Annotated in this window: 24 protein-coding genes; 13 read left to right on the top strand and 11 right to left on the bottom strand. The window is 63.9% G+C overall.

Annotated features, from left to right (window positions below; genetic code table 11):
• The 8 genes from HMPREF1022_RS08615 (at position 1) to HMPREF1022_RS08585 (ending at position 4,406) form a co-directional block, all read left to right on the top strand.
• Entirely contained in the window at positions 1 to 450 is a 450-nt protein-coding gene (locus HMPREF1022_RS08615; RefSeq protein ID WP_008682106.1) for an NADH-quinone oxidoreductase subunit B family protein, read from the top strand.
• On the top strand, positions 451 to 612 hold the full coding sequence (locus HMPREF1022_RS18125) for a hypothetical protein (RefSeq protein WP_009302806.1): 162 nt from the start codon (positions 451 to 453) through the stop codon (positions 610 to 612).
• A 1-nt stretch (position 613) separates the two neighbouring features.
• Positions 614 to 1,192 (top strand): hydrogenase, encoded by a 579-nt coding sequence (locus HMPREF1022_RS08610; RefSeq protein WP_008682107.1) that lies wholly within the window; start codon positions 614 to 616, stop codon positions 1,190 to 1,192.
• A 30-nt stretch (positions 1,193 to 1,222) separates the two neighbouring features.
• Positions 1,223 to 1,759, top strand: coding sequence for an NADH-quinone oxidoreductase subunit C (locus HMPREF1022_RS08605; RefSeq protein ID WP_008682108.1), 537 nt, complete (start codon positions 1,223 to 1,225; stop codon positions 1,757 to 1,759).
• On the top strand, positions 1,756 to 2,838 hold the full coding sequence (locus tag HMPREF1022_RS08600; protein WP_008682110.1) for a hydrogenase large subunit: 1,083 nt from the start codon (positions 1,756 to 1,758) through the stop codon (positions 2,836 to 2,838). Before HMPREF1022_RS08605 ends, HMPREF1022_RS08600 begins: the two co-directional genes overlap by 4 nt.
• A gap of 147 nt (positions 2,839 to 2,985) precedes the next feature.
• A complete protein-coding gene (gene hypA, locus HMPREF1022_RS08595; RefSeq protein WP_008682112.1) occupies positions 2,986 to 3,369 on the top strand; it encodes a hydrogenase maturation nickel metallochaperone HypA in 384 nt (127 codons plus the stop codon).
• Complete coding sequence (locus tag HMPREF1022_RS08590) at positions 3,362 to 3,961, top strand: 4Fe-4S dicluster domain-containing protein (protein ID WP_008682114.1); 600 nt, start codon at positions 3,362 to 3,364, stop codon at positions 3,959 to 3,961. Before hypA ends, HMPREF1022_RS08590 begins: the two co-directional genes overlap by 8 nt.
• A gap of 205 nt (positions 3,962 to 4,166) precedes the next feature.
• The gene (locus tag HMPREF1022_RS08585; protein WP_009302805.1) at positions 4,167 to 4,406 is read left to right on the top strand and encodes a hypothetical protein; all 240 of its coding nucleotides are present in this window, start codon (positions 4,167 to 4,169) and stop codon (positions 4,404 to 4,406) included.
• 319 nt (positions 4,407 to 4,725) lie between these two features.
• On the opposite strand, the gene HMPREF1022_RS08580 is transcribed toward HMPREF1022_RS08585, so the two are convergent.
• The 11 genes from HMPREF1022_RS08580 to HMPREF1022_RS08530 all read right to left on the bottom strand — a co-directional run bounded on the left by HMPREF1022_RS08580 (position 4,726) and on the right by HMPREF1022_RS08530 (position 18,258).
• Positions 4,726 to 5,262 (bottom strand): HPP family protein, encoded by a 537-nt coding sequence (locus HMPREF1022_RS08580; RefSeq protein ID WP_035061303.1) that lies wholly within the window; start codon positions 5,260 to 5,262, stop codon positions 4,726 to 4,728.
• 57 nt (positions 5,263 to 5,319) lie between these two features.
• Entirely contained in the window at positions 5,320 to 6,642 is a 1,323-nt protein-coding gene (locus tag HMPREF1022_RS08575; protein WP_009302803.1) for a 4Fe-4S dicluster domain-containing protein, read from the bottom strand.
• Positions 6,643 to 6,797: 155 nt separating this feature from the next.
• A complete protein-coding gene (locus HMPREF1022_RS08570; protein WP_009302802.1) occupies positions 6,798 to 7,274 on the bottom strand; it encodes a pyridoxamine 5'-phosphate oxidase family protein in 477 nt (158 codons plus the stop codon).
• Between the two features lie 120 nt (positions 7,275 to 7,394).
• The gene (locus tag HMPREF1022_RS08565; protein WP_009302801.1) at positions 7,395 to 7,886 is read right to left on the bottom strand and encodes a flavodoxin family protein; all 492 of its coding nucleotides are present in this window, start codon (positions 7,884 to 7,886) and stop codon (positions 7,395 to 7,397) included.
• Between the two features lie 32 nt (positions 7,887 to 7,918).
• Positions 7,919 to 8,605, bottom strand: a complete 687-nt coding sequence (locus HMPREF1022_RS08560; protein WP_232221578.1) for a Crp/Fnr family transcriptional regulator — start codon at positions 8,603 to 8,605, stop codon at positions 7,919 to 7,921.
• Between the two features lie 402 nt (positions 8,606 to 9,007).
• On the bottom strand, positions 9,008 to 10,612 hold the full coding sequence (gene hcp, locus HMPREF1022_RS08555) for a hydroxylamine reductase (RefSeq protein ID WP_008682131.1): 1,605 nt from the start codon (positions 10,610 to 10,612) through the stop codon (positions 9,008 to 9,010).
• A 173-nt stretch (positions 10,613 to 10,785) separates the two neighbouring features.
• Positions 10,786 to 11,442, bottom strand: coding sequence for a flagellar export chaperone FliS (gene fliS, locus HMPREF1022_RS08550; protein WP_009302799.1), 657 nt, complete (start codon positions 11,440 to 11,442; stop codon positions 10,786 to 10,788).
• 336 nt (positions 11,443 to 11,778) lie between these two features.
• Entirely contained in the window at positions 11,779 to 15,081 is a 3,303-nt protein-coding gene (gene fliD / locus HMPREF1022_RS08545) for a flagellar filament capping protein FliD (protein ID WP_008682135.1), read from the bottom strand.
• 284 nt (positions 15,082 to 15,365) lie between these two features.
• Positions 15,366 to 15,995, bottom strand: a complete 630-nt coding sequence (gene rdgB, locus HMPREF1022_RS08540) for an RdgB/HAM1 family non-canonical purine NTP pyrophosphatase (RefSeq protein WP_009302798.1) — start codon at positions 15,993 to 15,995, stop codon at positions 15,366 to 15,368.
• A gap of 22 nt (positions 15,996 to 16,017) precedes the next feature.
• Complete coding sequence (locus tag HMPREF1022_RS08535; RefSeq protein ID WP_009302797.1) at positions 16,018 to 16,923, bottom strand: DMT family transporter; 906 nt, start codon at positions 16,921 to 16,923, stop codon at positions 16,018 to 16,020.
• Between the two features lie 171 nt (positions 16,924 to 17,094).
• Positions 17,095 to 18,258 (bottom strand): MFS transporter, encoded by a 1,164-nt coding sequence (locus HMPREF1022_RS08530; RefSeq protein ID WP_008682142.1) that lies wholly within the window; start codon positions 18,256 to 18,258, stop codon positions 17,095 to 17,097.
• 153 nt (positions 18,259 to 18,411) lie between these two features.
• Between HMPREF1022_RS08530 and HMPREF1022_RS08525 the strand changes: the two genes are divergently transcribed.
• From HMPREF1022_RS08525 to HMPREF1022_RS08505, 5 genes are all read left to right on the top strand, one after another.
• Complete coding sequence (locus HMPREF1022_RS08525; RefSeq protein WP_009302796.1) at positions 18,412 to 19,227, top strand: MerR family transcriptional regulator; 816 nt, start codon at positions 18,412 to 18,414, stop codon at positions 19,225 to 19,227.
• A 67-nt stretch (positions 19,228 to 19,294) separates the two neighbouring features.
• Complete coding sequence (locus tag HMPREF1022_RS08520; protein ID WP_009302795.1) at positions 19,295 to 20,575, top strand: molybdopterin molybdotransferase MoeA; 1,281 nt, start codon at positions 19,295 to 19,297, stop codon at positions 20,573 to 20,575.
• Positions 20,576 to 20,706: 131 nt separating this feature from the next.
• Positions 20,707 to 21,768 (top strand): N-acetylneuraminate synthase family protein, encoded by a 1,062-nt coding sequence (locus HMPREF1022_RS08515; protein ID WP_008682151.1) that lies wholly within the window; start codon positions 20,707 to 20,709, stop codon positions 21,766 to 21,768.
• Positions 21,765 to 23,519: an LIC12162 family transferase gene (locus tag HMPREF1022_RS08510; RefSeq protein ID WP_009302794.1), complete on the top strand. Its 1,755-nt coding sequence runs from the start codon at positions 21,765 to 21,767 to the stop codon at positions 23,517 to 23,519. The genes HMPREF1022_RS08515 and HMPREF1022_RS08510 overlap by 4 nt, the downstream gene beginning before the upstream one ends.
• Positions 23,516 to 24,577: a tetratricopeptide repeat protein gene (locus tag HMPREF1022_RS08505; RefSeq protein ID WP_009302793.1), complete on the top strand. Its 1,062-nt coding sequence runs from the start codon at positions 23,516 to 23,518 to the stop codon at positions 24,575 to 24,577. Before HMPREF1022_RS08510 ends, HMPREF1022_RS08505 begins: the two co-directional genes overlap by 4 nt.
• Positions 24,578 to 24,624 lie beyond the last annotated feature (47 nt).

The following is a 24,624-nucleotide window of genomic DNA, read 5'->3' as shown; positions in this document are numbered from 1 at the left end:
GTGGCTTTGGACAATCTGCTCAAAAAACTTTCCGTGCGCTCGCCGTGGCTGTTCCGGATCAATGCCGGTTCCTGCAACGGCTGCGACGTGGAACTCGCCACCACGGCCTGCATTCCGCGTTACGACGTGGAGCGCCTGGGCTGTAAATACTGCGGCAGCCCCCGACACGCGGACATTGTACTGATTACCGGCCCCCTGACCACCAGGGTGCGCGACCGCGTGCTCCGGGTCTGGCATGAAATACCCGAACCCAAGGTGACCGTGGCCGTGGGCATCTGCCCCATTTCCGGCGGCGTCTTCCGCGAGGGCTATTCCATTGAAGGGCCCATTGACCGTTATTTGCCGGTGGACGTGAACGTGCCCGGCTGCCCGCCGCGCCCGCAGGCCATTCTGGAAGGCGTGGTGCTGGCGCGCTCCATCTGGCTCAAGAAACTGGGCCTGGAGGAATAAATGACCGCGTTGCGGCTGGCCTTGCGGCAGACCTTCGAGCGCCTGCGGGCCGCGTGGGCCGACAACGGGCAAATCTGTCGGCGTTGCGGCGTCTGCCACCATGTCTGCGGCCTGCTGCGACGCCCCAAGCCGCGTAACGACGCCAAGGTTCTGGAGGAATAATATGGCGGGCTTTCTGAAAGTTCTGTTCCGCAATCTGCTGGAGGGCCCGAGCACCGATCCCTTCCCGCTGGGCGAAACATTCACGCCGGCGCGCCTGCGCGGCCGGGCCAAAGTGGATCCCACCCTCTGCATGGGCTGCGGCGTCTGCCGCCATGTCTGCGCGGCCGGGGCCATCAATATCACCCATCTGCCGGACGGCAGCGGCTACACCATCACCATCTGGCAGAATTCCTGCTGCCTGTGCGCCTCCTGCCGCCATTACTGCCCCACCGGGGCCATGAGCATCAGCACGGACTGGCACTCAGCCCATCCGGAAGAGGAAAAGTTCGACCGCCTGGAGCAGCACACCATCAAGTACGAGCCCTGCGCCCACTGCGGCACGCTGATGCGGCCCGTTCCGGCGCATCTGGCCAAGCGCCTGTACGCCAAAAATCCGGACATCGACCCGGAGCTGATCCGCCACCTCTGCCCCAAGTGCCGCCAGATCGAGGACGCCAAGCGCAATGCCTGCGTGCTGCCCGCCCACACTGAGGACAAGCCGGAACAGCGCGTGACCTCGGCCGCGCCCACCAGGGAATAAGAGACGAGCGGAAACCGCAAAGGATACAGTATGCAAGATATTATCCGGGGCGACGCGCGGATCATTGAGGACATTTCGGCCCTCTGCACCGACAGCGACGCCATTCATCACAGCATCGACAGCTTCGGCAACGCCTTTCATTGGTTCCGGCTGGACACGCCGCGCCAGCTGCCACAGGCCGCCGCAATACTGCGGAAAGTCGGGGCGCGCCTGGCCATGGTCACGGCCTACAACCGCCGCCAGCTGAGCGAGCCCATGCAGGAAGTCTGTTACCATTTCGAGTTGAAAGGCGTCATCTACAACCTCACGGTGACGCTTAACGGCGAGTGGCCCACCGTGCCCTCCATCACCCCGCTGTTCGCCAATGCCGACTGGCACGAACGCGAAATGATGGAGCTGTACGGCATCCAGGTCACGGATCATCCCGATCCGCGCCGCCTCTTCCTGGACGAGGAGCTGGACGCGGGCATTCTCAACGAGGCCGTGCCCCTGTCCATCATGATGAACGGGGCCTGCACCACCGACCTCTGGGAACGCATTCTGAAAGACAAGGAGAAGCGGCCATGAGCAGCACCTTCACCATGCCTCTGGGCCCGGTGCATGTGGCCTTGGAGGAGCCGGTCTACTTTCGCCTCACGGTGGAGGGCGAAACCGTGCGCAACGTGGAGCTGACCTCGGGCCACGTGCATCGCGGCATGGAGGCCATGGCCACCCAGCGCAATCTGATCAAGAACACCACCCTCACCGAACGGGTCTGTTCGCTCTGTTCCAACAGCCATTCCTTCACCTACTGCATGTCCGTGGAGAACGTGCTGGGCATCACCATTCCGGAGCGGGCGCGCTATCTGCGCGTGCTGGCCGAGGAAATCAAGCGCGTGGCCTCGCATCTGTTCAATACCGCCATCCAGGCCCATATCATCGGCTTCAAGTCCCTGTTCATGCACGTCATGGAAGTGCGCGAAATGATGCAGGACGTGAAGGAAACCGTGTACGGCAACCGCATGAACCTGGCCTCCAACTGTATCGGCGGCGTCAAATGCGATGTGGAACGCGACATGCTGGACTACATCCTGGGCATGATCGCCAAAGTGGAGCCCGCAGTGGATGAAATCCGCGAAATTTACGACACCAACGGCCTGGTGCTGGCCCGTACCAAGGGCCTGGGCCTGCTGCCCAAGGAAGACGCCGTGCGCCTGGGCGTGGTGGGCCCGGTGGCGCGCGGCTCCGGCGTTGTCATCGACGTGCGCAAGGATTCGCCCTACGCCGCCTATCCCGAACTGAACTTTGACATGGTCACCTCCGAAGGCTGCTGCATCCATTCCCGGACCATGGTGCGCCTGAACGAGATCTTTGAATCCTTCAAACTGATCCGCCAGTGCTGCGAACGCGTGCCCGACGGCCCGGTGACCGCGCCCATGCGCCAGATCCGCACGGCCGAGGCCTGCGCCCGCTCCGAAGCCCCGCGCGGCGAGGTTTTTTATTACATCCGCACCAACGGCACGGACATGCCCGCGCGGCTCAAGTGGCGCGTGCCCTCATACATGAACTGGGAAGCCCTGGGCGTGATGATGCGCGACTGCAAGGTGGCGGACGTGGCGCTGATTACCAACAGCATTGATCCGTGCGTTTCCTGCACGGAACGCTGACAGCGGACCTTTTTCCCGCTGGCTGCGTCAAACAGCGCGGCACGCCTCGGTCACATAGACGGCTATGCTCCGCTTCGGCGCGCCGCTTGTTTTCCTTGTCGGCGGGAAAAAGGTCCACTGTCAGGAAAAAACGGTAAAAGGAAATACATGCATGAGGCCAGCCTTGTACAAGGCCTGCTGGACATGGCCCTGAAAGCCGTGGAGGAGCACAACGCGGCCCATCCCGACAACCGCGCGCTGCGGATTCAGGAAATCACCTGCGAACTGGGCCTGATCGCCTGTGTGGAGGCCCAGACCCTGACCGCCTGTTTTGAACTTTTTGCCGAAGGCACCTTGGCCGAAGGCGCGACGCTCACGCTCAACACCGCGCCTCTGGCCTGCCGCTGTGAAAACTGCGGCCACGCCTTCAGCCTGACACAACGCCGTTTCGTCTGCCCGGCCTGCGGCAGCGAAAACATCCACTTCAACGGAGGGCACGGGCTTACGCTCCAGTCCCTACGCGTTGAATCCGAGGAAACGGACCATGCTTGAACACATTCAGGTCGTACCCGATAAATGCCGCGCCTGCCGCCGTTGCGAGGTGGCCTGCATCGCCGCCCACCACGGCATGTCCTTCAAGGAAGCCATGAAGCACCGCGACGTGCTGGTCGCGCGCGTGCAAGTGGTTAAAGCCGAAGGCTTCAAAACCACGGTGCGCTGCCACCAGTGCGATCCCGCGCCCTGCTGCAACGTCTGTCCCACCGGCGCGCTGCAGCAGGAGGAGGACGGCCGCATCACCATGCGCGTCCAGTTCTGCGTGGCCTGCAAGATGTGCATCGCGGCCTGTCCTTACGGCACCATTTCCCTGGATACCATCGGCATGCCCGATCTGAGCGGCAGCGACGCGGAAACCCTTGCCCAGAGGGCCCGCCGGGAAGTGGCCGTGCGTTGCGACATGTGCCGCGCCTGGCGCGAGGAAAACGGCAAAAAGATCACGGCCTGCATGGAGGCCTGCCCGGTGCGCGCCCTGTCCATGGTGGAGCCGGACGGCACGGTGGTGGAAGTCCCCCAACCTGAGAAAAAAACCGTGGCCGAGGCCAAGGCCTCCCCCACGGAAACGCCCGGCGAGGGAGCTCAGGCGTAGCTTCGGAAGGGCGCGCAGCAAGGCTGATAAATAATCCTGTTGACAGGCAGGGGCAAACTCCTTAGTGGCTGACTCAGAAAGATGTGACCTTCGTCACGCTTCGTTTGACCGGCATGCATGCCGGATACGGCGGAGTCGGTAACTCCGGCCGCATAGGGATTTTCCCTTCAAAAACATTTTCCCTTATGTATAAGGGGGAATCTGTATGTTGTTTTCCAAAACCCTTGCCCGTTGCCTTGTCCTGGCCTGTGCTCTCTCCATCTCCTGCGCGGGCGTTGCTTTTGCGGCTCCGCAGCAGGGCGCGGCCAAAGCTCCGGCCGCTTCCACAGCCAAAGCCCCGGCGCACAAGCCCGGCGCGGCCGTGAAGAAACCCGTCAAACACGCTCCCAAGGCCGCCAAGCCCGCCGCCAAGCAGCCGGTGAAAGCGCCTGAAACCGAAGAATAAACAACCTTCACCCGAACCATCAGCCCCCGGTCCTCCTGTTCAGGAGAACCGGGGACTTTTTTTCAGCGACCATACCCGCAATGGCCCTTGAGCAGATTCATTTTGAAATTCTACAAATTTCAAAGTTGCCATTCAGGCGAAAAACATGATTTTCGCCTGAATCCACGCCGCGTTGCTCTCGATGCCTGTACGCCCTTTGGGCTACAGGCACGGCCCTACGGGCCGCCCGTCGGGTCGGTCTTCGCGGCGCGCCTCACCGTGTTCGGCGTTAGGGCATTTCAAAGTTGAAATGCCCTAACGCCCCCGTCACTCCCGGTTATCACCACCACTTCCGGGGATAGCGCCGCCGCGCGCCCAGATTGTTGGTCAGCAAGGCCAGCAACAGCAGGCAGCAGGCCCCCGCGCCGCACGGCAGAAGCACATACCAGTAGCCCAGGCGGTGGATGTCCGCCCCGCCGATGACCGCGATCAGTGCCGTGGCCCCGCCGGGTGGATGCAGGGTTTTGGTGACGCACATCAGGGCAATGGCGGTGGACACGGCCAACGCCGCGGCCGCCGTGGGCTCCTGCCCCAGAAGCAGCTGGCAGCTGACGCCCACCAGCGCCGAAAGCAGATGTCCTCCCACCAGATTACGCGGCTGGGCCAGCGGGCTTTCAGGCGCGCCGAAGGCCAGGACCGCCGAAGCCCCGAACGAGCCGATGAGCAAGGGCAAATTCCATTCCTGGGCGCATGCGCGTTCCAGCCAGGCCAGGCAGGCAATGGAAAGGGCGCTGCCCAACCAAGCCCAGCCCACGTCGCTCCAGGTTGTCCGCGCGGATGTCCGCGCGCCGCCCAGGCGGCTCAGTACCCGTGTCATTCCGGTCATATCCCCTCCCCAGGAGCTGTGACGCATTTCATGCGTATGAACACTGCTCTATACCCGCGCCAGAGCCAGAAACACCGCATGCAGCGAGGCCAGCAGGGCGATGAAGGCGCTTTCCACCGCCGGGCCGTGTCTTTTTGTGCCGTACAAGCCGAGAGAAAGCGCGTTCCGGCGGCAGGCCGCCAGACAGTCCCGGCAGAGGGTGCATGCGGAACCGGGCGTCTCCTGATCCAGGCGTTCCGGCGTCATGGCCCCATAACGGCAGGCCCGCGCGCAGGCTCCGCAGCGGTTGCACGCGCCCGTGCGGCGTACGCGCCAGGGCGACAGCCGCCCCAATCCCCTCGCGACCAGGCCCAGCGGGCAGACGCCCAGGCAATAGGTTCCGAAACCCAGCTTACGGCTGAACAGTCCGGCGCAGCACGGCAAGAGCAGGCCCAGCAACAGGCCGCAGGCCAGGGCCACCCCCACCGGAGCCCCGGCCAGGCGCAGCAACACGGGCGCCAGCAGGGTCAGCGCCAGCACGACCAGACGCAGCCGGGGCAGCCAGGCCGGTACCGGGCGCACGCGCCCCCGGGCCGCCGTGCCCGCGTCCCAGACGCCGAAATAGCAGAGCTGGCTGCACCAGGCCGCGCCCGCCAGCAGCACGGCGACGCCGAAAAGAATCAGCATGAAATAGCCCCCGCCCCGGTACAACGGCGCGGCCAAAATCACACCCGGCACGGGCAGATGCAGGTTGCCGCTGAGCAGAAAACGCCCGTCCAGGGTGAGGCCCAGCAGCAACTGGCCGAAAAAGACCAGGGAAAACAGCCGCCAGGTCCAGAGCCGGGCGGCAACGGCCGTATGCCGGTCAGACAGCCGCCCCGCCACCCAGGCCGCCCAGAGGCCGGGCAAAAAGACCTGGGCCAAGCCCCAGCCGGGCGCGAAGCGCTCCAGCACAAAGAGGCCCGGCACCAGAGCCCAGGCTGCGGCCAGAATGCCGGTGGTCAGTCCCAGGGCCGCCAGTTGCGCGCCCGCGCTGCTTTCCCGGCGGGCATAGCGCGCCCGCGCCCGCTCGCTCAGCAACGGCAGGGCGGCCAGGGCGGTGAACAGGGCCACGCCCAGAAGAATGGCGGCCAATCGGTGCCAGGGCTGGTCCATGAACTGGCGTACCTGGACGAACTGGCTTGTGGTCCAGATCCAGCGGGCAGCCAGCAGGGGCAGGACCAGCAGCAGGACCCGGCGCACCCAGGCCCCGCGAGTCCAGGCCAGCAGGGCCAGCAGAACGCAGCCCAGGGTCAGGGCGGGCAGGCCGGCCCGCCAGAAGTGCGCACCGGCCAGCAGCAGCGCCAGGGCTGCGGGCAGGGGGCAAAGACGGGCGCTTGCGGTCATGGACATCTCGGACAGCTCCTTGACTGGAATTCCAGCCCGGCGTGCTGAGGCGACGCGCAAGGCGCAGTGCCGGAATCCCTGCCGGAACGGGTCGGCGGGAGGCAGCGGACAAAGGCATTGGCGTAGCCCCTCAGGCGGGCCCGCAGTACGCCAGGACGGTTTTAAACGGGCTCTGGGCTCGTCGCTCCCTCCGGCAGACAGCGCTTGCCGGTCAGGGACAGGATATCGATGCGGATGACGGCCACCCGGCGGACATTGGCGTCCGGCGCGGGGCGCGGGCAACGGGCGGCATAGCGTTCCGCCAGGCTGTCCAGGGCCAGACGCTTTTCCTCCGCGTCCTCGACCAGAGAGGCGCGGCCCGTGCCGCAGATGGATTTGTAGTAGGTGGAGGATTTTTCGCGGTCGATCCGCACGTCCGTCGCCAGGCTGAAGGCCACGCGGCCGTCCTTGCGGATCAAATCCAACTTGGTTCCTTCCAGAGCGCTGTGCAGATAGATGTGCTGGTCCAGACGCACGAAATTAAGCGGAATCAGATAGGGGAAGTCCCCATTGTTAAGGGCCAGAAACAGTTCTTCGGCCTTGGCGAAGACCTCGTCAAAAAAAGCCGGTTCAGAACACTCGCGTTTGCTCAGGCGCATACCTCTCTCCTTTTACGGGAATCAATGCTTCAAACAGTTGTGTAACGGCGCGCGCAAAACACGCCTGCGCTTCGTTCGGCAGAGCATTTCACACCTGAAACGCTCCGGCCCGACATGCAATCAATCCGCAAGGCACAGCTGCCAGCGCCGCCCGGCTTCCGCCAGATCCGCCGTATCGGGATGGCGGGCGGCCTCCTCCAGCCGGGCGCGGCGTTCCGGCGTCATGGGATGGCGGCCTTTTTGCCGCGAAATTTCCAGAATTTTCGGATCGACCCGGCCCTGGCACAAAAAGCCGTCCAGCACCGTATTGCCGCCTTCTTCCAGCAGGGCCCGCGCGCCTTCCGCGCAGCGCCGGGCGTGCGGCGAATCCGGCCAGGCCCCCAGGGTTCCGAAAAAGAAGACTTTCTTGCCGAGCACGCGGCGCATGTATCCTTGCGTCCTGGCGTCGGCCTGGCCCAGGCGCACCCAGAACCCCAGGGCCAGCAGGTCGTAGTCATCAGGGTCCGGCGCCTCACGCACGGGGAAGCAGGGCGCGCCGGAAGCGGCGGCCAGGGCTTCAGCCACCTTACGGGTATTGCCCGTGACTGAGGAATAAATGATGCAGCTTTTCATATTCTGTGTTCCCGCAGCATAGCGCACGGATGTTAGCTATCGGCCAATTTTTGCAGCCCCGCCCGGTCCAGCAGGAGCACACGACGGCGTTCAACGCTGATCAGGCCGTTGGCGGCCAGCTGGCTCAGTTCCCGGCTCAGGCTCTCGCGGCTGATGCCGACCAGACGCGCCAGAATTTCACGGCTGACGCCGAGATCCAGCGCGTCGGTCTTTTCCATTTTCGACCGGTGCAGCAGCCAGGCCGCCACCCGGCGGGAAGCGGAAATCCGCCCCTGCGACCCGGCCAGTTTGTTGATGAACAGGCGCTGGCGCAGGGAAAGCGCCGCGATCAGGCCCAGGCCCAGCGCCGCGTTGTCGCGCAGGACAGCCAGCAGGGCGCGCTTGTCCAGCCAGAGCAGGCGGCCCTCCCGGACGCCCATTGCCGAAGCGGGCAAGCCGCCCTCATAAAACAGCACGCCCGCGTCCAGAAGGCGGCCGGGCCGCACCAGATGCAGCACGCATTCCCGGCCACGGGGCGCGCTGCGGGACAATTTGACCAGGCCGGAGAGCAGAAAGGCGGGGTCCGCGCTTTCCTGGCCTTCCCGGAACAACACCTCGCCCTTGGCAAAGGCCCGCAAGCGAGCGTGTCCGGCCAGGGCCAGGCGCTCCTCCGGACGCAACACGGCGAAAAGTCCGTTGCCGAGAGCCGTCAGAACGGCCTGTTGTGCAGGCTCTTTCAAGGGTGATTCCGGCATGGCGTCAATCTTCAGATAATGTTAACTTTGAGAATGCACATTCCCAAAGTTTTTAGAGCGGGTTGATATTGAAAATATCTCAACGCGCTGTGCGGATTTTCCGTGAAAATACGCACCACGAAATTATCGCAAGGCGAATTTACTTCGCCGTTAAGCGATAATTTCAAGCGCAAATTGCTCGAAGACTCGCTAACGGGTGAGGCAACCACGCAAATAAATTGCACTTACGCCTATCTCTGCTTTCGTCATCCGTAAGGCGGCATAGCCGCCTTACGGATGACGCTCGTGGCGGGCGCCTGCTCACGCTGCCGCCAGAGCAATTTCAAAGTGAAATTGCTTTACATCATCGCCGGGCGGCTCCGGGGAGCCGCCCGGCAACTTCCGACGTTACTTCAGAATGGCCGCCAGATCCTCATCCGGGGTGCTGATGGGACGGATGCCCCACTTCTCCACCAGGATATTCAGAATGGTCGGTGAAACAAAGGCGGGCAGGCTGGGCCCGAGACGGATATTTTTGATGCCCAGGGCCAGCAGGGTGAGCAGGATGCTCACGGCTTTCTGCTCATACCAGGAAAGCACCAGGGAAAGCGGCAGATCGTTGACGTCGCATTTCAGGGCGTCGGCCAGGGCCAGGGCCACCTGTACCGCCGCGTAGGCGTCGTTGCACTGGCCCATGTCCAGCAGGCGGGGCAGGTCGCCGAGCTTGCCCAGGTCCTTGTCAAAGAAGCGGAACTTGCCGCAGGCCAGAGTCAGCACCAAGGTGTCCTGCGGGGTTTTTTCCACAAATTCCGTGTAATAGTTGCGGCCGGGCCGGGCCCCGTCACAGCCGCCCACCAGGAAGATGTGACGCAGCTTGCCCTGGGCCACGGCTTCCAGCACCTTGGGCGCGGCATTGAGCATGGTTTGGCGGCCGAAGCCGGTCAGAATTTCCTTGCCGGGCTCGTCCTCGGCAAAGCCGGGCAGTTCCAGGGCCTTGGCGATGACCGGCGCGAAATCGCGCCCTTTGCAGTGCACACAGCCGGGCCAGCCCACATTGCCGCTGGTAAAGATCTTGTCGCCGTAGGTGCGGGGATTCTGGATGCAGTTGGTGGTGAAGAGCACCGCGCCGGGGAAGTCGGGCAGTTCTTTCTGCTGGTTCTGCCAGGCCGTACCGAAATGTCCGGCCAGATGCTTGAAGGCCTTCAGGCGGGGGTAGCCGTGGGCGGGCAGCATTTCGCCGTGGGTGTAGATATTGATGCCCGTGCCTTCGGTCTGTTCCAGCAGGGCCCGCAGATCCAAAAGATCATGGCCGGAAACCAGAATGGCCTTGCCCTTGCGGTGGCCCAGGGAAACCGGCGTGGGCACGGGATCGCCGAAGGATTCGGTATTGCCCTTTTCCAGCAGTTCCATGGCCCGCAGATTGGCCTTGCCGCATTCCAGCACCAGTTCCAGCCAGCCGCCCAGATCGCGGACTTCCTCGTCCCAAAGCGTACCGGCCACAAGAGCCTTGCAGACAAAGGCCCCAAGTTCGGGATCGCGCTGACCGAGCCGCGCCGCATGGTCGGCGTAGGCGGCCACGCCCTTGAGCCCGAAAAGCAGCATCTGCATGGCCGAAGCCACGTCCGCGTCCGCGCTGAGCACGTCGATGCCCACCACGCTTTCCGGCAGGCGGGCCAGATATTCGTCCAGGGAAACGTTCAGATCCTCGGGTTTTTCCCCCAGACGGGCGGCCAGGGCCTTGGCCCGCTCCAGGGTTTCGGCCTGCATTTTGCGCAGAGCCTCGGGGTCGAAATTCACATTGGTCAGGGTGCCGAACAGGGCCTCGACCATGAAGTCGTCCGTATCCGGATCCACAATGCCCGTGGCACGGGCCTGCAGGACCAGGGCCGCCAGACGCCGCAGAAGATAAATCAATTGATCCTGAATGACCGCCACATCCGCGCTTTTGCCGCAAACACCGGCCACCGTGCAGCCCGTTCCCTTGGCTGTCTGTTCACACTGATTGCAAAACATAGGGGTAAAACTCCTTTTCCTCCCTCGGTGGAGGATGTGTCCCCATATACAACACAAACCCACCTCGTTCACTGTGATTGAAATCACAGTTTTTTGCAAAAGCTAAAAAAAACCGCGCCGGGCTTCGACTGTGCGAAGACCGGCGCGGGAAGAAACGGACGGCGCGGCAAAACTCAACTGTTGTCGGGCTTGGCGTAGGCTCCGGGCAGGCGGGCGGCAACAGGGGCGACCGGCGCGGCGGGCGGCACGAAATTCTGCACATGGGCCCGTGCCGCCGCTTCCGGGGGCGCGGCCGGGGCGGCCGTCGGAATGCCGGGCTGCATGGCGTTTCTGCCGTAGGCGGCCCGGGCGTGGGAGCGCGGCACCGCCGTCACCGGCGCCTGCATGATGGGCTGGGCGGTTTTCATGGCCGAGCCCGCCGGCTGCATGCGCCCGGCTATTTCCGCCGCCGCGCGGCGGGCCTCCGGAGTTTCAATGATCTGGGCGTAAGCGCCGCGCAGGCCGGAGAGAATGTGCACCACGCTGTCCAGGGACTCCACGTTCATTTTCAGATTGGCCTGCAAGAGCCGCGCGGTGCAGAGGATATACAGATTATTGAGGTTCACGGCCAGGCTGCCGCCCTTGTCCATGTTCAGGGAGGCGGAAAGTTCATTGACGATGTCGATGACCTTGGAAATCAGAATGCCTTTGCCCGCGAAATCCCTGGCCAGCATTTTGTCGCGCGCCTGCTGGAGGTAATTGAGCGCGCCGTCGTAGAGCATGATCAGAAGCTGCCCCTGATCCGTGGTGCTGACCTTGGTTTGAAAATATGCTTGCGCCGCTTTGTTCATAGGCTTGTTCCTTCTCGTGTCTAGAGCATTTTGCGCTTGAAATTATCGCTTAACGGCGAAGTAAATTCGCCTTGCGATAATTTCGCGCTGCGGATTTTCACGGAAAATCCGCACAGAGCGTTGAGATATTTTCAATATCAACACGCTCTAATTGCAAAAATTTCGGGCATAGTTATGCTCTCAATTTTCGCAGGATCGTCAGCGAAAAAACGTGGTTTCTCGATGACTCATGGCGGCTGCGCCGCCGCAAAATCCTGCGGATTTTGTGTGTCTAATTTTTCAAATCAGACACTCGTTGCCCGCTCTGGTCCGCCGTGCCGGAGTGGAAATCAATGCTTAGTCGCTGCCGCTGCTCAACTGCTTGAGTTGCGCTTTCAGCGTCTTCTCCTGCTCGCTGTAATTCTTGAGCAGGGTTTCCAGGTTGGCGAAGACCGCCTTCTGCCGTGCCTCCCAGGTTTCCAGGCGGTACTGCTCGCGCTCGATCTTCTTGTCGATATTCTCCATGATGCTCTTGTAGTTGTCCCGCAAAGACATCAGGGCGCCGTTCTTGGACTTCAGGGCAATGGCGTCGTCTATTTCAGACTGCGTCATATTGCTCGTGATATTCACGGCCGTGAAATTCAGTTCGTCCTTGAAAAAGCTGTTTACCGTCTGCGCCAGGCCCTGCTTGATGCGCACATACATGGGCTCTTCGCCGGCCGGGGGATGGTCGCCGAGGCTCAGGTCGTCAATCTGGATGGACAGACCGCGCGCGTCGCCCTTGGCCACGCTGAAATAATTGCCCGGCATGCTCTCGTCGCGCGTGGCCTCCATGCCGCCGACGGTCACATTGGTGATTTGGGGCTTGCCGTCGCTGCCCATCTCCACATGGTACTTTACTTCGTAGTTGCCCGCCTTGGTAATGCCCTCCACATGGCTGCCGTAGCGAAAATCGGCGCTGGTGGAAGAACCTGTGCCGCTGGCGCAGAAAAAATCCACCACGGCTTCCAGGTTGTTGGTGATCATGTCATTGTAGCTTTCCTTGTCCAGCGTCTGCAATTCCGCAATGCCGGACTTGGGGGCGATCACCAGCAGCCCGTAAGTCTCGCTGCTTTCATCCGTGTCTGTCTTGATACCCAAATTGGCGAGGCTGGCCAGAACGTCGCCGGAAAGAATGTCGTCCGCCGACTGGCGGCTCTTGAAGCCGGGCGGCGAGGAACTGAGCACGCTGGAGAAACGGCTTTTGAACAACTGCACCCCGTAGTTGCCCTGCAACAGGCCGCCTTTCTGGTTGGTCAGGCCCGACGGACTGTAGTTGTCCTTTTCAATATTATCGGGGTCGTTGGTGGTGACCTCCTTGTCCTCGTCATAGGAGGTATAGTCACGGACGGTCAGCAGCACCGAGTTGACCGCGTCCAGAAAATTCTGGATGGACTGCTCCACCGAAGTGATGTCCGTGCTGACGGTAATGTGCGCATCGCCCGTGTTCTGGATGCTGAAGACCACGCCCTCAATGACGTCGCTCACGCTGTTGGAGGCCGACTCCATTTCCATGGGCCAGTTGTCCACGGTATAGCGGGCATTGGCCGACCGCTGGATGGTCCAGTTGTCCGACGTGTCTACCTGGCCCTGAAGGGCCGGTCCCCCGGCGCTCTGGACATTCTTGAGCTGGAGGTAGACCGGCTTTCCGGCGGCGGTGATCTCGTCCAGCGTGAGGGGTGTGGTGCCGTCAGCGCCCACATACTCCTTGCCGTCAGCGTCCGTGAAGGCCACGCCCCAGTCGGGGGCGGCCGGGGGAGCGGCGGCAACGTCATTCCCGCCTGTGTCCTTCTCCGTCCAGACCCAGTCGGCTCCGCCGGGGTTCTTCAGGCTGTCCAGCACCTGCTTCATGGTGCTGCCCGAAGGCAGTTTCAGGGTTCCGGTTTTCCCGTCATTGGTGGTGATGGTGTAGACCAGATCCGGCGGTTCTTCCAGGTAGGTGTTGGTGCCGTCAGTATAGAACAGGGAATTTCCGGTCGCATCCGGATTTGTTTTGGGCACCTTGGTGCTGGCTTCAAACGTGGTCGTAAAACCGGCGGTTCCGCTGGAGCCGGTGGTCAGTTTGAAATCCTTCACGCCGTCCAGTTTCAGGACTTGATTGCCGTCGGCGTCCGTTGTGAGCGCTCCGGGACAGGCGGCATTAACGGCATCCAGCAACTGCTGGTTGGTCATGTCGCTTGTCAGCGGCGTCGTGCCGTCGGCCAACGTCTTCACATAAACGACGCTGCCGTCCTTCTTGGTGATGGTGAAGACAAGTTCCGAACCCGGAGGCGGCGGGGTTTCGTCGTCCTTGCCGTCAATGCGCTTGCCCAGCTTGCCCGCGGCAAAGGTCAGGGTGGCGGAGGCGGAGTCCAGCGTGCCGCCCAACTCGTCCCGGACGCCCTTGGCGGGCGTGAGACTGCTCTGCAGCTTGCCGGCGTCGGTGAGGTCGGCGCACGCCACATTTGTGACGCCGCTCAGGTTCACGCCCCAGGAACCCGCGCTGTTCATACCGATATTCACGCTGTCGCCGCTCTGGGTGGCCTGGGCCATCTGTACCAGCAGATCCCGCTTGCTGGCCCCGGCCTTGATCTTGAATTCGCGCGTGCTGCCGTCTTCCATGGTCATGGTGAAGGTCAGGAGGTCATTGTCCCCCTTGCCCTCGGCCATGCCTCCGGCGGCATTCAATTTGTCATCATTCAGACTGCCGCTGCCCACACCCACCCAGGTGGAGGGCGGCGTATAGGCTTCATCCGAACTCTTGCGGCGGCTGAAGGACTTGACGCCGTCCATAAGTAGGTTGCCGTCGGCGTCCAGTCGGGCATTGATGCCGCCGGCGGCGGCGTTGAGAGCCGTCACCAACTGGTCGGCGGTGGAGTTGCCCTTGACAGTCACGGATTTTTTGGCGCCGTTCCGCAACACCAGGTCATAGGTATATTCCGTGGGGTTGGTGAGGGACTGGCTGGTATCCAGGCTGCCGTTGGTCAGCCAAGTGGAGTTCGTGCCCGAGGCCCCCATGCCCTTCAGATTGTTGTTGTAGATGATCAGGTTGTTGTCCGCGCCGGTATCCTTGCCCGCCACCTGGTAGACATAGCCGGAACCGGTCTGGATCAGGCTGACCTTGATGCCCGGATTTTCCGTGGAATTGTTGACCATGCTGGCGAACGACTCCAGCGTGGTACCGGCCGGAACCTTGATGCTGTGGTCCTTGCCCGCGTAATTGAAGCGGAAGTACTGCACGTCGCCCGTGTCGTTGATGATATCGGTCTTGGAATCGAACACACAACCGGTATTGGCCCAGATGGCGTTGCTGGCCATCTGGCTGACTTTGATGGTGTGCTGCACATCCTGGGCCGAGGCATTGGCCACCGCGGTGATGATGTTTTCGTTGCTGCTGCTGACGTTCTTGGTGACGAAGTTGTTCTTGTCGCTCAGCGCGGAGAGCATGCTGCTGGCGGCCTGCACCTGCTCAATGATCTTGCCGAAGGCCTCATAGCGCAGGTTCCAGTCGCCTTTCCAGGCTTCAAGCCGGTTCAGCTGCGACGATTCGATCTTTTTGAGCTGCTCCAGCACCTTGTCGAAGTTGGTGTCGTTGCCGCTCAGACCGGAAATGGCGTTGGAGCCGGAAATGCTGATTGCCATATGCGCCTCGCACTGCGAAAGATCTCTGCCGCGCCCAAGACGCGGGCCCGCCACCAAAAAACAGCGGTGCGCACAAACTCTTGCAAAATGCGTGCAAAGAAATTTTTGCCGGGTGCGGACAGGCGCGCCGCCGCGCCCCCGGACACCGGGATCTTCCGTTCTCCTTTTCTAACGGCCGGAACGTAAAAAAGTTTAGAACGGGAACGCCGAGCGCCGCGCGGCTGCCGGAAAGAGCGGCCGCGCGGCGCTCGAAAACAGCACGCGGGAAAAGGCCAAAGACCGCGTTACCCGGCCATAAACGCCCCCCAGCGCGCCAGCAAGGCCCGCAGGGCATTGCCGCGATGGCTGCGGGCGTTTTTTTCCTCTCGGGAAAGCTGGGCAGCGGTTTTGTTGATCAGGGGATCAAAAAAAACCGGATCATAGCCGAAGCCGTTCTCTCCGCGCGGCGCGGCCAGCAGGCGCCCTTCCCAGGTGCCGCGCACCACCATCTCCCCGCCGTCGGGCCTCACAGCGGCCATGCAGCTCACAAAGCAGCAGGCCCGGCGCCCCTCGGGCACGTCGGCCAACTCGTGCAGCAGCTTGCGGATATTGCGCTGGTCCCGGCTTTCGCCGGGCAGGCTTTGCCAGTCGTCGGAATAGCGGGCCGAATAGACTCCGGGCCTGCCGCCCAGGGCCTCCACCATCAAACCCGAATCGTCGGCCACGCTGATCAGGCCGGTGATCCCGGCCACGGCACGGGCCTTGACCAGGGCGTTTTCCTCAAAGGTCGTGCCGGTTTCCTCAATGTCCTCAATCTGGGGAAAGGCCTCCAGCCCGATGACTTCCACGCCGAAATCGGCCAGGGGCCCGGCCAGTTCGCGCACCTTGCCCGCGTTATGGGTCGCCAGGACGACGCGCTGTTTTTCTTCCGCCATATATCAGCTCCTTTGGAACGCGTTACGCTTGCTTGCGATGATGAGGAATAACCAGCGTGGCGACCAGGATGCCGCCGATAACCAGCACGCCGCCCGCCACCTGGGCCGGGGCGATGCTTTCGCCCAGCACCAGCACCGAGGCCACGGCCGCGAAGACCGGCAGGCTGTAATACACAATGCCCGCGCGCACCGGGCCGATTCTGTCCACGGCCAGGGTCCAGAACCAGAACGAGAAAAAGGAACAGCCCACCCCGGCATACAGGATGCCCGTGACCAGGGCCGGGGAAATCTCGGGCCGGGGCAACAGGCAGGCCTCGGCCACGGTAAAGGGCAGGGAATAGAGCAGGCCCAGGCTAAAGGTCGCCACATTAAAGCCCAGGGGCGACACATCGCCGGAGCGCTGGCGCATGAACAGCGAGTAGAGCCCGAAGCAGAGCGCGCCGCCCAGGGCCCAGAAGTCGCCGCTGTTGATGCGCAGCCCGGCCAGGCGCTGCCAGTCGCCCCGGCTGACCAGAATGATCACGCCCGCCAGCACAACCAGCATCCCGGCCAGGCGGCGCGGGGTGATGGGCTCGCCGTAGATGATGCGCGAAAAAAGCAGGATCACGATAGGCGCGGTGGGCACCAACAGGGCCATGTTCAGGCTTTCCGTAGTCTGCCCGGCCTTGTAGATCAGGGTGTTCATCAGGGTGACGCCCAGCACGGCCATGAGCGAGAGGTACAGCCAGTGCCTGCGGATGCCGGGCCAGTCCCGCTTCAGATGCCGCCAGGCAAAAGGCAAAAGCACCGCAAGAGCCACCAGCCAGCGCCAGAAATTGCACTGCCACGGGGGTATCAGGGTTGCCAGAGCCCTGGCGACCACAAAATTGCCGGACCAGATGATGGTGGCAAGCAGGGCGCTGCCGTAGCCCAAAGCGGTTTGCTGCATAGTCGTCCTTTGCCGGACGGCGGCCGGGGAAATAGAAGGGAACAAGCCGCCGCGCGGTCAGGCAGCATAGCCGATTCCCGGGGCAAAGGCAAAAACGGGCACAGCCGAAGCGGAGCACAGCCGCCATCGACCGACGGTGCTCCGCTTCCCGCTTTGCGCCATATGCCGCCCTTATGCCCGCGTTACGCTCCTGGAACCGCCCCGGAGCAGAAACGTCCCGAGGGCCAGGCAGCAACAGAGCCCGAGCACCACAAGCAGCGCGTTGCCCAGCCCGACCCTGTGCGCAAGCCAGCCCAGGGTGGGCGGAAAGAACAGCAGGCCGCCGTAGGCCAGCACGGAGACGGCCGCGCTGGCCTCGCCGGGAGTGACGCCGGGATATTCCCCGGCGCGGCTGAACAGAATGGGGACAATGGGAGATAGCCCCGCGCCCATGCAGGCATAGCCCAGAAGGCAGACGCCCGCCCTGGGAGAAAACAGGGCCAGGGCCATGCCGCAGGTCGCGAGCAATGCCCCGCCGCAGGTCAGGGGAAAATCCCCGGCCCAGCTCCGCAGCCGGTCGGTGAAAACGCGGCAGAGCACCGTGGTTCCGGCAAAGGCGCCGTAGACCAGGGCGGCGGTCTGCTCATCGGCCCCTTTCACGCTGAAGAGCAGCAGACTGCCCCATTCCGCCACCGAGCCTTCGGCCGCGTAGGTGCACATGGCAAGCAGGCCGCAGCCGATGACGAAAAGCGGCAGAACGCGGAAGGTTCTTTTCCGCGCCGTTTGTTCCGTCGCGCCGTCCGGCTGGAGGCGAGGCACGGCCAGCGGCCGGAAGCAGGCGTAGCCCCCGAGCACGCCGATGAAATTGACAAGCGGGCTGAAGCCCAGAGCGGCGAACAGCGCCCCCATCAGCGAGCCCATGACGCCGCCGAGGCTGTAGGAGGCGTGCATGAGCGCCATGCACGGGGCATGGTAACGCCGTTCAATCTGTATCCCCTGCGTGTTCATGGCGACATCGGCCAAACCCGTGCCGCAACCGACCAGTACGCAGGCCAGGGCGAGCAACAGCGGCGTGGAGGCCAGCCCGCAGAACGGGAGGGAAAAAAGCAGCACAAAGGTGCCGAGACGGAGAACCGCACGGCTGCCCCAGCGCGCGATGAGCCAGGCGCTGCCGAAAAGCGCGACCAGCCCGGACACGCCGAGACAGAGCAGGATAAGGCCTATCTGGGCATCGTCCGCCCCGGTCTGCGCCTTGAGCGCGGGCAGACGCGCTGTCAGCAGGCCGTAGACAAGGCCGGGACAGATGAAGAAATACGCACAGGCCGCGCGGGCCGTGCTGAACTCGGACCATTTCATGACACGTCACTTCCTTAAAGCAGTTTGCCTTTCAAAGGAAAGCTGCTCTGAAATACCCGGAGGATACGGCCCGCGCGCCCTCTGCGCGCGGACTTCCCTCTTGTAATGGATCACTATAAACTATGGGGTAAGGCAAGGGTCAAGGAGCATGGCGTGAAAAATGAAAAATTTCTGAAAACCGGGGAATTCGCCCGCTTGTGCCATACAACCAAGGAAACGCTCTTCCACTACGACCGGGAAGGCATCCTCAAGCCCAGGCACGTCTCGGGCAACGGCTATCGCCGTTACGGCCTGGAGCAGTTTTTCGATTTCGACATGATATCCCTGCTTAAAGAGACCGGCAGCACGCTTGGGGAAATCCGGGCCTGCCGGGAAATGCGCGATCCCCGCGCCTGTCTGCGCCTGCTCCGCGAGCGCGCCGGAATCCTCGAGAAAGAGCGGGCGCGTCTGGCCCGGCGCGAGGCCATGCTGCGCAGGCTCATCGCCCTGACCGAAGAGACCATTGATGCGGACTTCGACAGGCTGCTGCTTGAGGAAAAGGAGGCGGAACGCATCATTGCCGTGCCCACGGACCCGGAAAAAATTCTCAGCGGCGCGGGCAGCGTCGAATGCTACTCCGCCTGCCTGGCGCATGATCTGAAGCGCGGCAACAGCACGGACGCCCCTCTCGGCATGATCGTCCCGGCGGAACACGCCGGAAAAGGAGACTTCCGGCCCTGCTTTTTCTTTACCCGGGCGGAAGCGGGCGACGCGGGGGACGTGCGGGAAATTCCCGCCGGACGCTACGCGGCCTTTTTCCACAAGGGCGAGGTATCCAGCCAGGCCGCCGCTTTCGGGCGCATGGTCAGGGCTGTTGCCGACGCGGGGCTGCGCATGCGCGGCGACGCTTACGGCTATGATCTGATGAGCCACCTGCTGACCGGGTCGGGCGCGGTCTATGTGGCGAAATACATTGTCCGGCTGGAATGAAGCACTGCCGGGCCCGTATTGCCGGGCCGCCGGGGATGCTGTACACGGGCGGATGGGAGGAAGAGCCATGCCCCGAAACTTTTTTGTGGTCCTGCCCGTGGCGGAAGTGGCCCGCCGCCTGGCGGCCTTTGCCCCCCTGCCCTCCGAAACGGCGTCCCTGACCGACCCGCGCGGCCTGGAAGGCCGGGTGCTGGCGGCGGACGTCATTGCCGGGGACGACGTGCCCCTGACCAGCCGCTCCGGCATGGACGGCTATGCCGTGCAAGCGGCGGACGTTTTCGGCGCGTCCGAGGGCAATCCGGTCTATCTGGCCCTCACGGGCCGCATCGCCGTGGACCGCCCGGCCGACTTCAGCCTGGAACCGGGCCGATGCGCGGGCATCGTCACCGGCGGCACGCTGCCGGACGGGGCCGACGCCGTGGTCATGGTGGAGCACAGTGCCGAACTGGCCGACGGCCAAAATGGGGAGCCCCTGGTGGAAATCCGGCGTCCCGTGGCTCCGGGCACGCATGTGCTGCGGCGCGGCGACGACGCGCGTGAGGGCCGCCCGGCGCTCAGATCCGGCGTTCTGCTCCGCCCGCAGGAAATCGGCCTGCTGGCCGCCTGCGGCGCGCGGGGCGTGAGCGTGCGCGCCCGGCCCAGGGTGGGCATCCTTTCCACAGGCGACGAGGTCATTCCCGTCAGCGCCGATCCCCGGCCCGGACAGGTGCGCGACGTGAACAGTCACGCCCTGGCGGCCATCTGCCGCGAAGCCGGGGCCGAGCCGCGCCTGCTGGGCATTGTGCCCGACGACCTGGAAGCCATTGCCGTTGCTCTGCGGGAACACCTGGCCGATGTGGACGTGCTGCTGCTCTCGGGCGGCAGTTCGGTGGGCGCGCGCGATTTTACCGTCGCGGCCCTGGAACGCCTGCCCGATGCGGAAATTTTCTGCCACGGCGTGGCCCTTTCGCCGGGCAAGCCGCTGATTCTGGCCCGCGTGGGGCAAAAATGCGTCTGGGGCCTGCCGGGCCAGGTGGCTTCGGCCCAGGTGGTCATGTTTGTGCTGGGCACGCCCTTTCTGCGCCATCTGGCGGGGCGGTCCGATGCCTTTGACCAGAACCTCTGGCCCGCGCGCCGGGCCGTGCTGTCGCGCAACATGGCCTCCAAGCAAGGCCGCGAGGACTATCTGCGGGTACGCCTGGAAGCTCCGGCCGACCCGGAGTCCACCGGCGGCCTGCCCCTTGCCGTGCCCGTGCCCGGCCTGTCCGGCCTGCTGCGCACCCTGCTGGACGCCCAAGGCCTGGTACGCATTGACGCCGACCTGGAAGGGTTGGAACAGGGCAGCGTGGTGGACGTATTGTTGCTGTAGGCCGCTCGCGGCAAATGTTAACAGCTCCTTTTGGGGCCTGACGCCCGCCGCGCCGCCCTCACCGCGCTTTTCTTTTGCGCCCCAAGCGCGTATAATGCTCGCTTCATCCGCAAGAGAGTGAGGAAATCCGTATGAAAATTACAGATATATTCGATATTCCCGCGCCGGAAAAACGCATCCCCGTGCCCTACGTCATCGCCGAGGCGGGCGTGAACCATGAGGGCAGCATGGACATCGCCCGCCGCCTCATCGACGAAGCCGCCGAGGGCGGGGCCGACGCCATCAAGTTCCAGACTTACAAGGCCGCCACCCTGGCCTCCAAGGATTCGCCCGCCTACTGGGACACCAGCAAGGAGCCCACCAGAAGCCAGTACGAGCTGTTCAAGCGGCATGACTCCTTCTGGAAAAACGAATTCGAAGCCCTCAAGAAGCACTGCGACGCGGCGGGCATCGCCTTTCTGTCCACGCCCTTTGACGTGGAATCCGCGCATTTCCTCAACGACCTCATGGACGTGTTCAAGATTTCCTCGTCCGATATCACCAACAAGCCCTTCATCCGCATTCTCTGCGAGTTCCGCAAGCCCATCCTGCTCTCCACGGGCGCGGCCCATCTGCACGAAATCGCCGAGGCCGTGGAATGGATCGAGGAAAAGGGCAACAAGCTGGCCCTGCTGCACTGCGTGCTGAACTATCCCACAGCCGACGAAAACGCGGCCCTGGGCATGATTCCCGCGCTCAAGCGCCACTTCCCGCAACACGTCATCGGCTATTCCGACCACACCCTGCCGCAGGACATGCATATCCTCGAAACAGCCACCCTGCTGGGCGCGCGCGTGCTGGAAAAACATTTCAGCCACGACAAGGCCCTGCCCGGCAACGACCATTACCACGCCATGGACAAAGAGGATCTGAAGCGCTTTTACGCCCGGCTCCGGCGCACGCTGGACAGCGTGGGCGATCTCGACGTGCGCGCCCTGCCCGCGGAGGAACCGGCCCGGCAACACGCCCGCCGTTCCCTGGTCACGACCCGCGCCGTGCCCGCCGGCCAGGCGCTGACTCCGGCGGACCTGACCTGGAAGCGCCCGGCCCACGGCATTTCCCCGCGCAATTATGACGAAGTGCTCGGCCTGCGCGCCCGACGCGACCTGCCGGAAGACACTGTGCTGACCTGGGCGGATCTGGACCGGGCATGAGCGCGCTCACGTCTGTGGATACGGCGTCCGGCGCGGTGCACGGCGGCGTCAGCCTGGTGCTGGGGGCCATGCCGCGCGGAGCCGAGCCGGAAAGTCACTGGGCCGCCGGGCCTTGGTGCTTTGCCGGTGAGGAAGATTTCTTCCCGGACTGGGAAGACCGTTTCGTCTTCGCGCCGGAACCGTTACGCGACCTCAAGGTGCTGGAGCGCACAGCCAAGGAGGCCCAGGCGCTGTGCGTGGACAGCCTGGCCGCCCTGGCCGCCCGACTCTGCCCGCACAGCGCGGAACTGCCGTCCCCCTACTGGGAAACCCTGCTCACGCCTTGGGCCATCGACGTCGCCAAGCAGATTGTGGAACGCTGGCAGCGGGTCAAAGCCATGACCGAGGCCTGGGGACATCTGCCCCTGCGCGTGCCCCTGCTGCCGGAAAACTGCGCCTTCAGCTTCCGCGGCGAGCACGATTTCACCCTGCACGGCGCGCTGGGCCAGACCTTCAACCACTGGCTGCTTTCCCGCCTGCTGGAGGCCCATTGGCCCCGGGCCTGGCAAAAGGAAATGCTGCCCCCGCTCAGCGAGGCTTACGGCGACGAGGCCCCTGCGGATCTGAAAAGCCGTCTGCGGCAGTGGGCCCGGCGCACGCAACTGCGCCTGCTCTTCCCGCGCCTCAAAGGCATGAGCATCCGGCAGGCCCTGCGTTTTTCCCTCTCGCTGGTGCATGTGAGCGACGGTCCGGACCGCTCCCAGCCTTTGGCCGAAACCTACGGCAGCCGGGCCACCGGCGCGCGCGCCGACCTGCCTCTGGACCCCTTGCCCCTCTTTCTGGCCGCCCTGCCGCAATCCCTGGCGCGGCTGCGCCACCCGGAACGGCTCAAGAAGCACCTCTTCCCGCCCTGCCTGCGCGTCGCCAGCGTGGCGGCCTATGAGGACGCGGCCTACCGCCAACGCCTGGCCGTCTGGCGCGCCCACGGCAACCGCCTGATGTACGTGCAGCACGGCGGCAACTACGGACAGGTGCGGGTCACCTGCGATACGGCCCTGGTGGAATACAGCCAGCATGCCTTCGGCACCTGGGGCTGGAGCGAGCACGCGGGCAGCCGGGGCAATTTCATCCCCCTGCCCTATCCCCAGATCGCGCGCATCGCCGGACGCTGGCACGGCAAAAACGGCCGCCATCTGCTCTTTGTGGGCACGGAGATGCCCGCCTACGGCTACCGCCTGGACGCCCATCCCACGCCACTCCAGATGGTCCAGTACCGCGAGGACAAGCAGTGGTTCTTTGAGGCCCTGGGCCGCTCGCTGCAATCCCGCGCCTTTTACCGCCCCTATTTCGACGTGCCCGGCGCCCTGCAGGACGCCACATGGCTCTTGCCGCGCTTTCCCCGCGTACGCTTGAGCACCGGCCCGCTCACCCCGCAAATGCTGGCCTGCCGCCTGCTGGTCCTGGACCATCACGGCACCACCATGCTGGAAGCCCTGGCCGCCAATGTGCCCACAGTCATGTTCTGGACGCGCGAGGCCTGGCCGCTCACGCCGGAAAGCGAAGCCCTGCTGGACGTGCTGGCGCGGGCCGGAATCTGGTTCGGCACCGCCGAGGAAGCCGCCGCCAAGGTCAACCAGGTCTGGGAAGACCCGGTTTCCTGGTGGCGCAGCGCCGCCGTGCAGGCCGCGCGCCGCACCTATTGCGCCCTTCAGGCCATGATGGTCAAGGGCAGCGAAAATCCCTACTGGACCCAAACCCTGACGAAACTATGAAGCTATCTTCCCGCTGTTTCCTGTTTTTCCTCCTGGCCGCCGGGCTGCTCTGCTCCCCGGCCGCGCCGGGACTGCCCTCCCTGGTACCCGCAGCCCTGGCCGACGAGGCGGGCGACCTGCGCAATGCCCAGGCCGCCATTGAAAAGGCGGATTACGGCAAGGCCGTGGCTCTGCTCAAACCCTTGGCCGACAAGGGCAATGCCGAAGCGCTCTATGTGCTGGGCCGCCTGACCCTGGACGGCAAAGGCGTCAAAAAAAGCGAGCAGCGCGCGGCCCAGCTTTTCCGCCAGGCGGCGGAAAAGGGCGACATCAGCGCCCAGAACGCCTGGGGAACGGCTCAAGCCTCGGGCCAGGGCGTACGCCGCAATTACCGCGAAGCGGCGCGCTGGTTTCGCAAGGCCGCCGAGCAAGGCCTGGCCATGGCCCAGTACAATCTGGGTTATCTTTACGCCTACGGCCGGGGCGTGCCCAAGGATGAAAACGCGGCCATCGACTGGTACAGCCGCGCCGCCAACCAGGGTTTGGCCGACGCCCAGTATTCCCTAGGCTGGACCTATCTGAACAGCAAGGGCGAAAATCAGAGCGACACTAAGGCCGTGCACTGGTTTGAAAAGGCCGCCGAGCAGGACAACCTCAAGGCCCAGAACAACCTGGCCTATATGTATGCCGAAGGGCGCGGCTACGCCCAGGACCCGGTCAAGGCCGTGCAATGGTACAACCGCGCCGCCGAGCGCGGCTACGCCGAGGCCCAGTACAACCTGGGCTTCATGTACGAACAGGGCCGGGGCGTGCCGCAGGACTACAACAAGGCCGTGGAATGGTACCGCAAGGCCGCCGAGCAAAATGAGCCCGCGGCCCAGTACAGCCTCGGCCTGATGTACGACCAGGGCACCGGCGTGCCCCGCAACCTGAGCGAGGCCACCCGCTGGTACCGTTTGGCCGCCAAGAACGGCGACCCGGACGCCAAGGCCGTTCTCCGCGCGCAGGGCAAGCCCGAAACCGCGTCCAGACCCGCGGCAGCTGCCAAACAGAGCCGCAAGAAGCCCAAGCAGCAGTAATTTTCGCCGGACAGTACAGCAAAAGAGGTCGCGATTTCGCGGCCTCT

The organism is Desulfovibrio sp. 6_1_46AFAA (assembly GCF_000224635.1).
GTDB classification, from domain to species: Bacteria; Desulfobacterota; Desulfovibrionia; order Desulfovibrionales; family Desulfovibrionaceae; genus Desulfovibrio; species Desulfovibrio fairfieldensis.
This window is presented reverse-complemented; position numbering and strand designations above follow the sequence as displayed.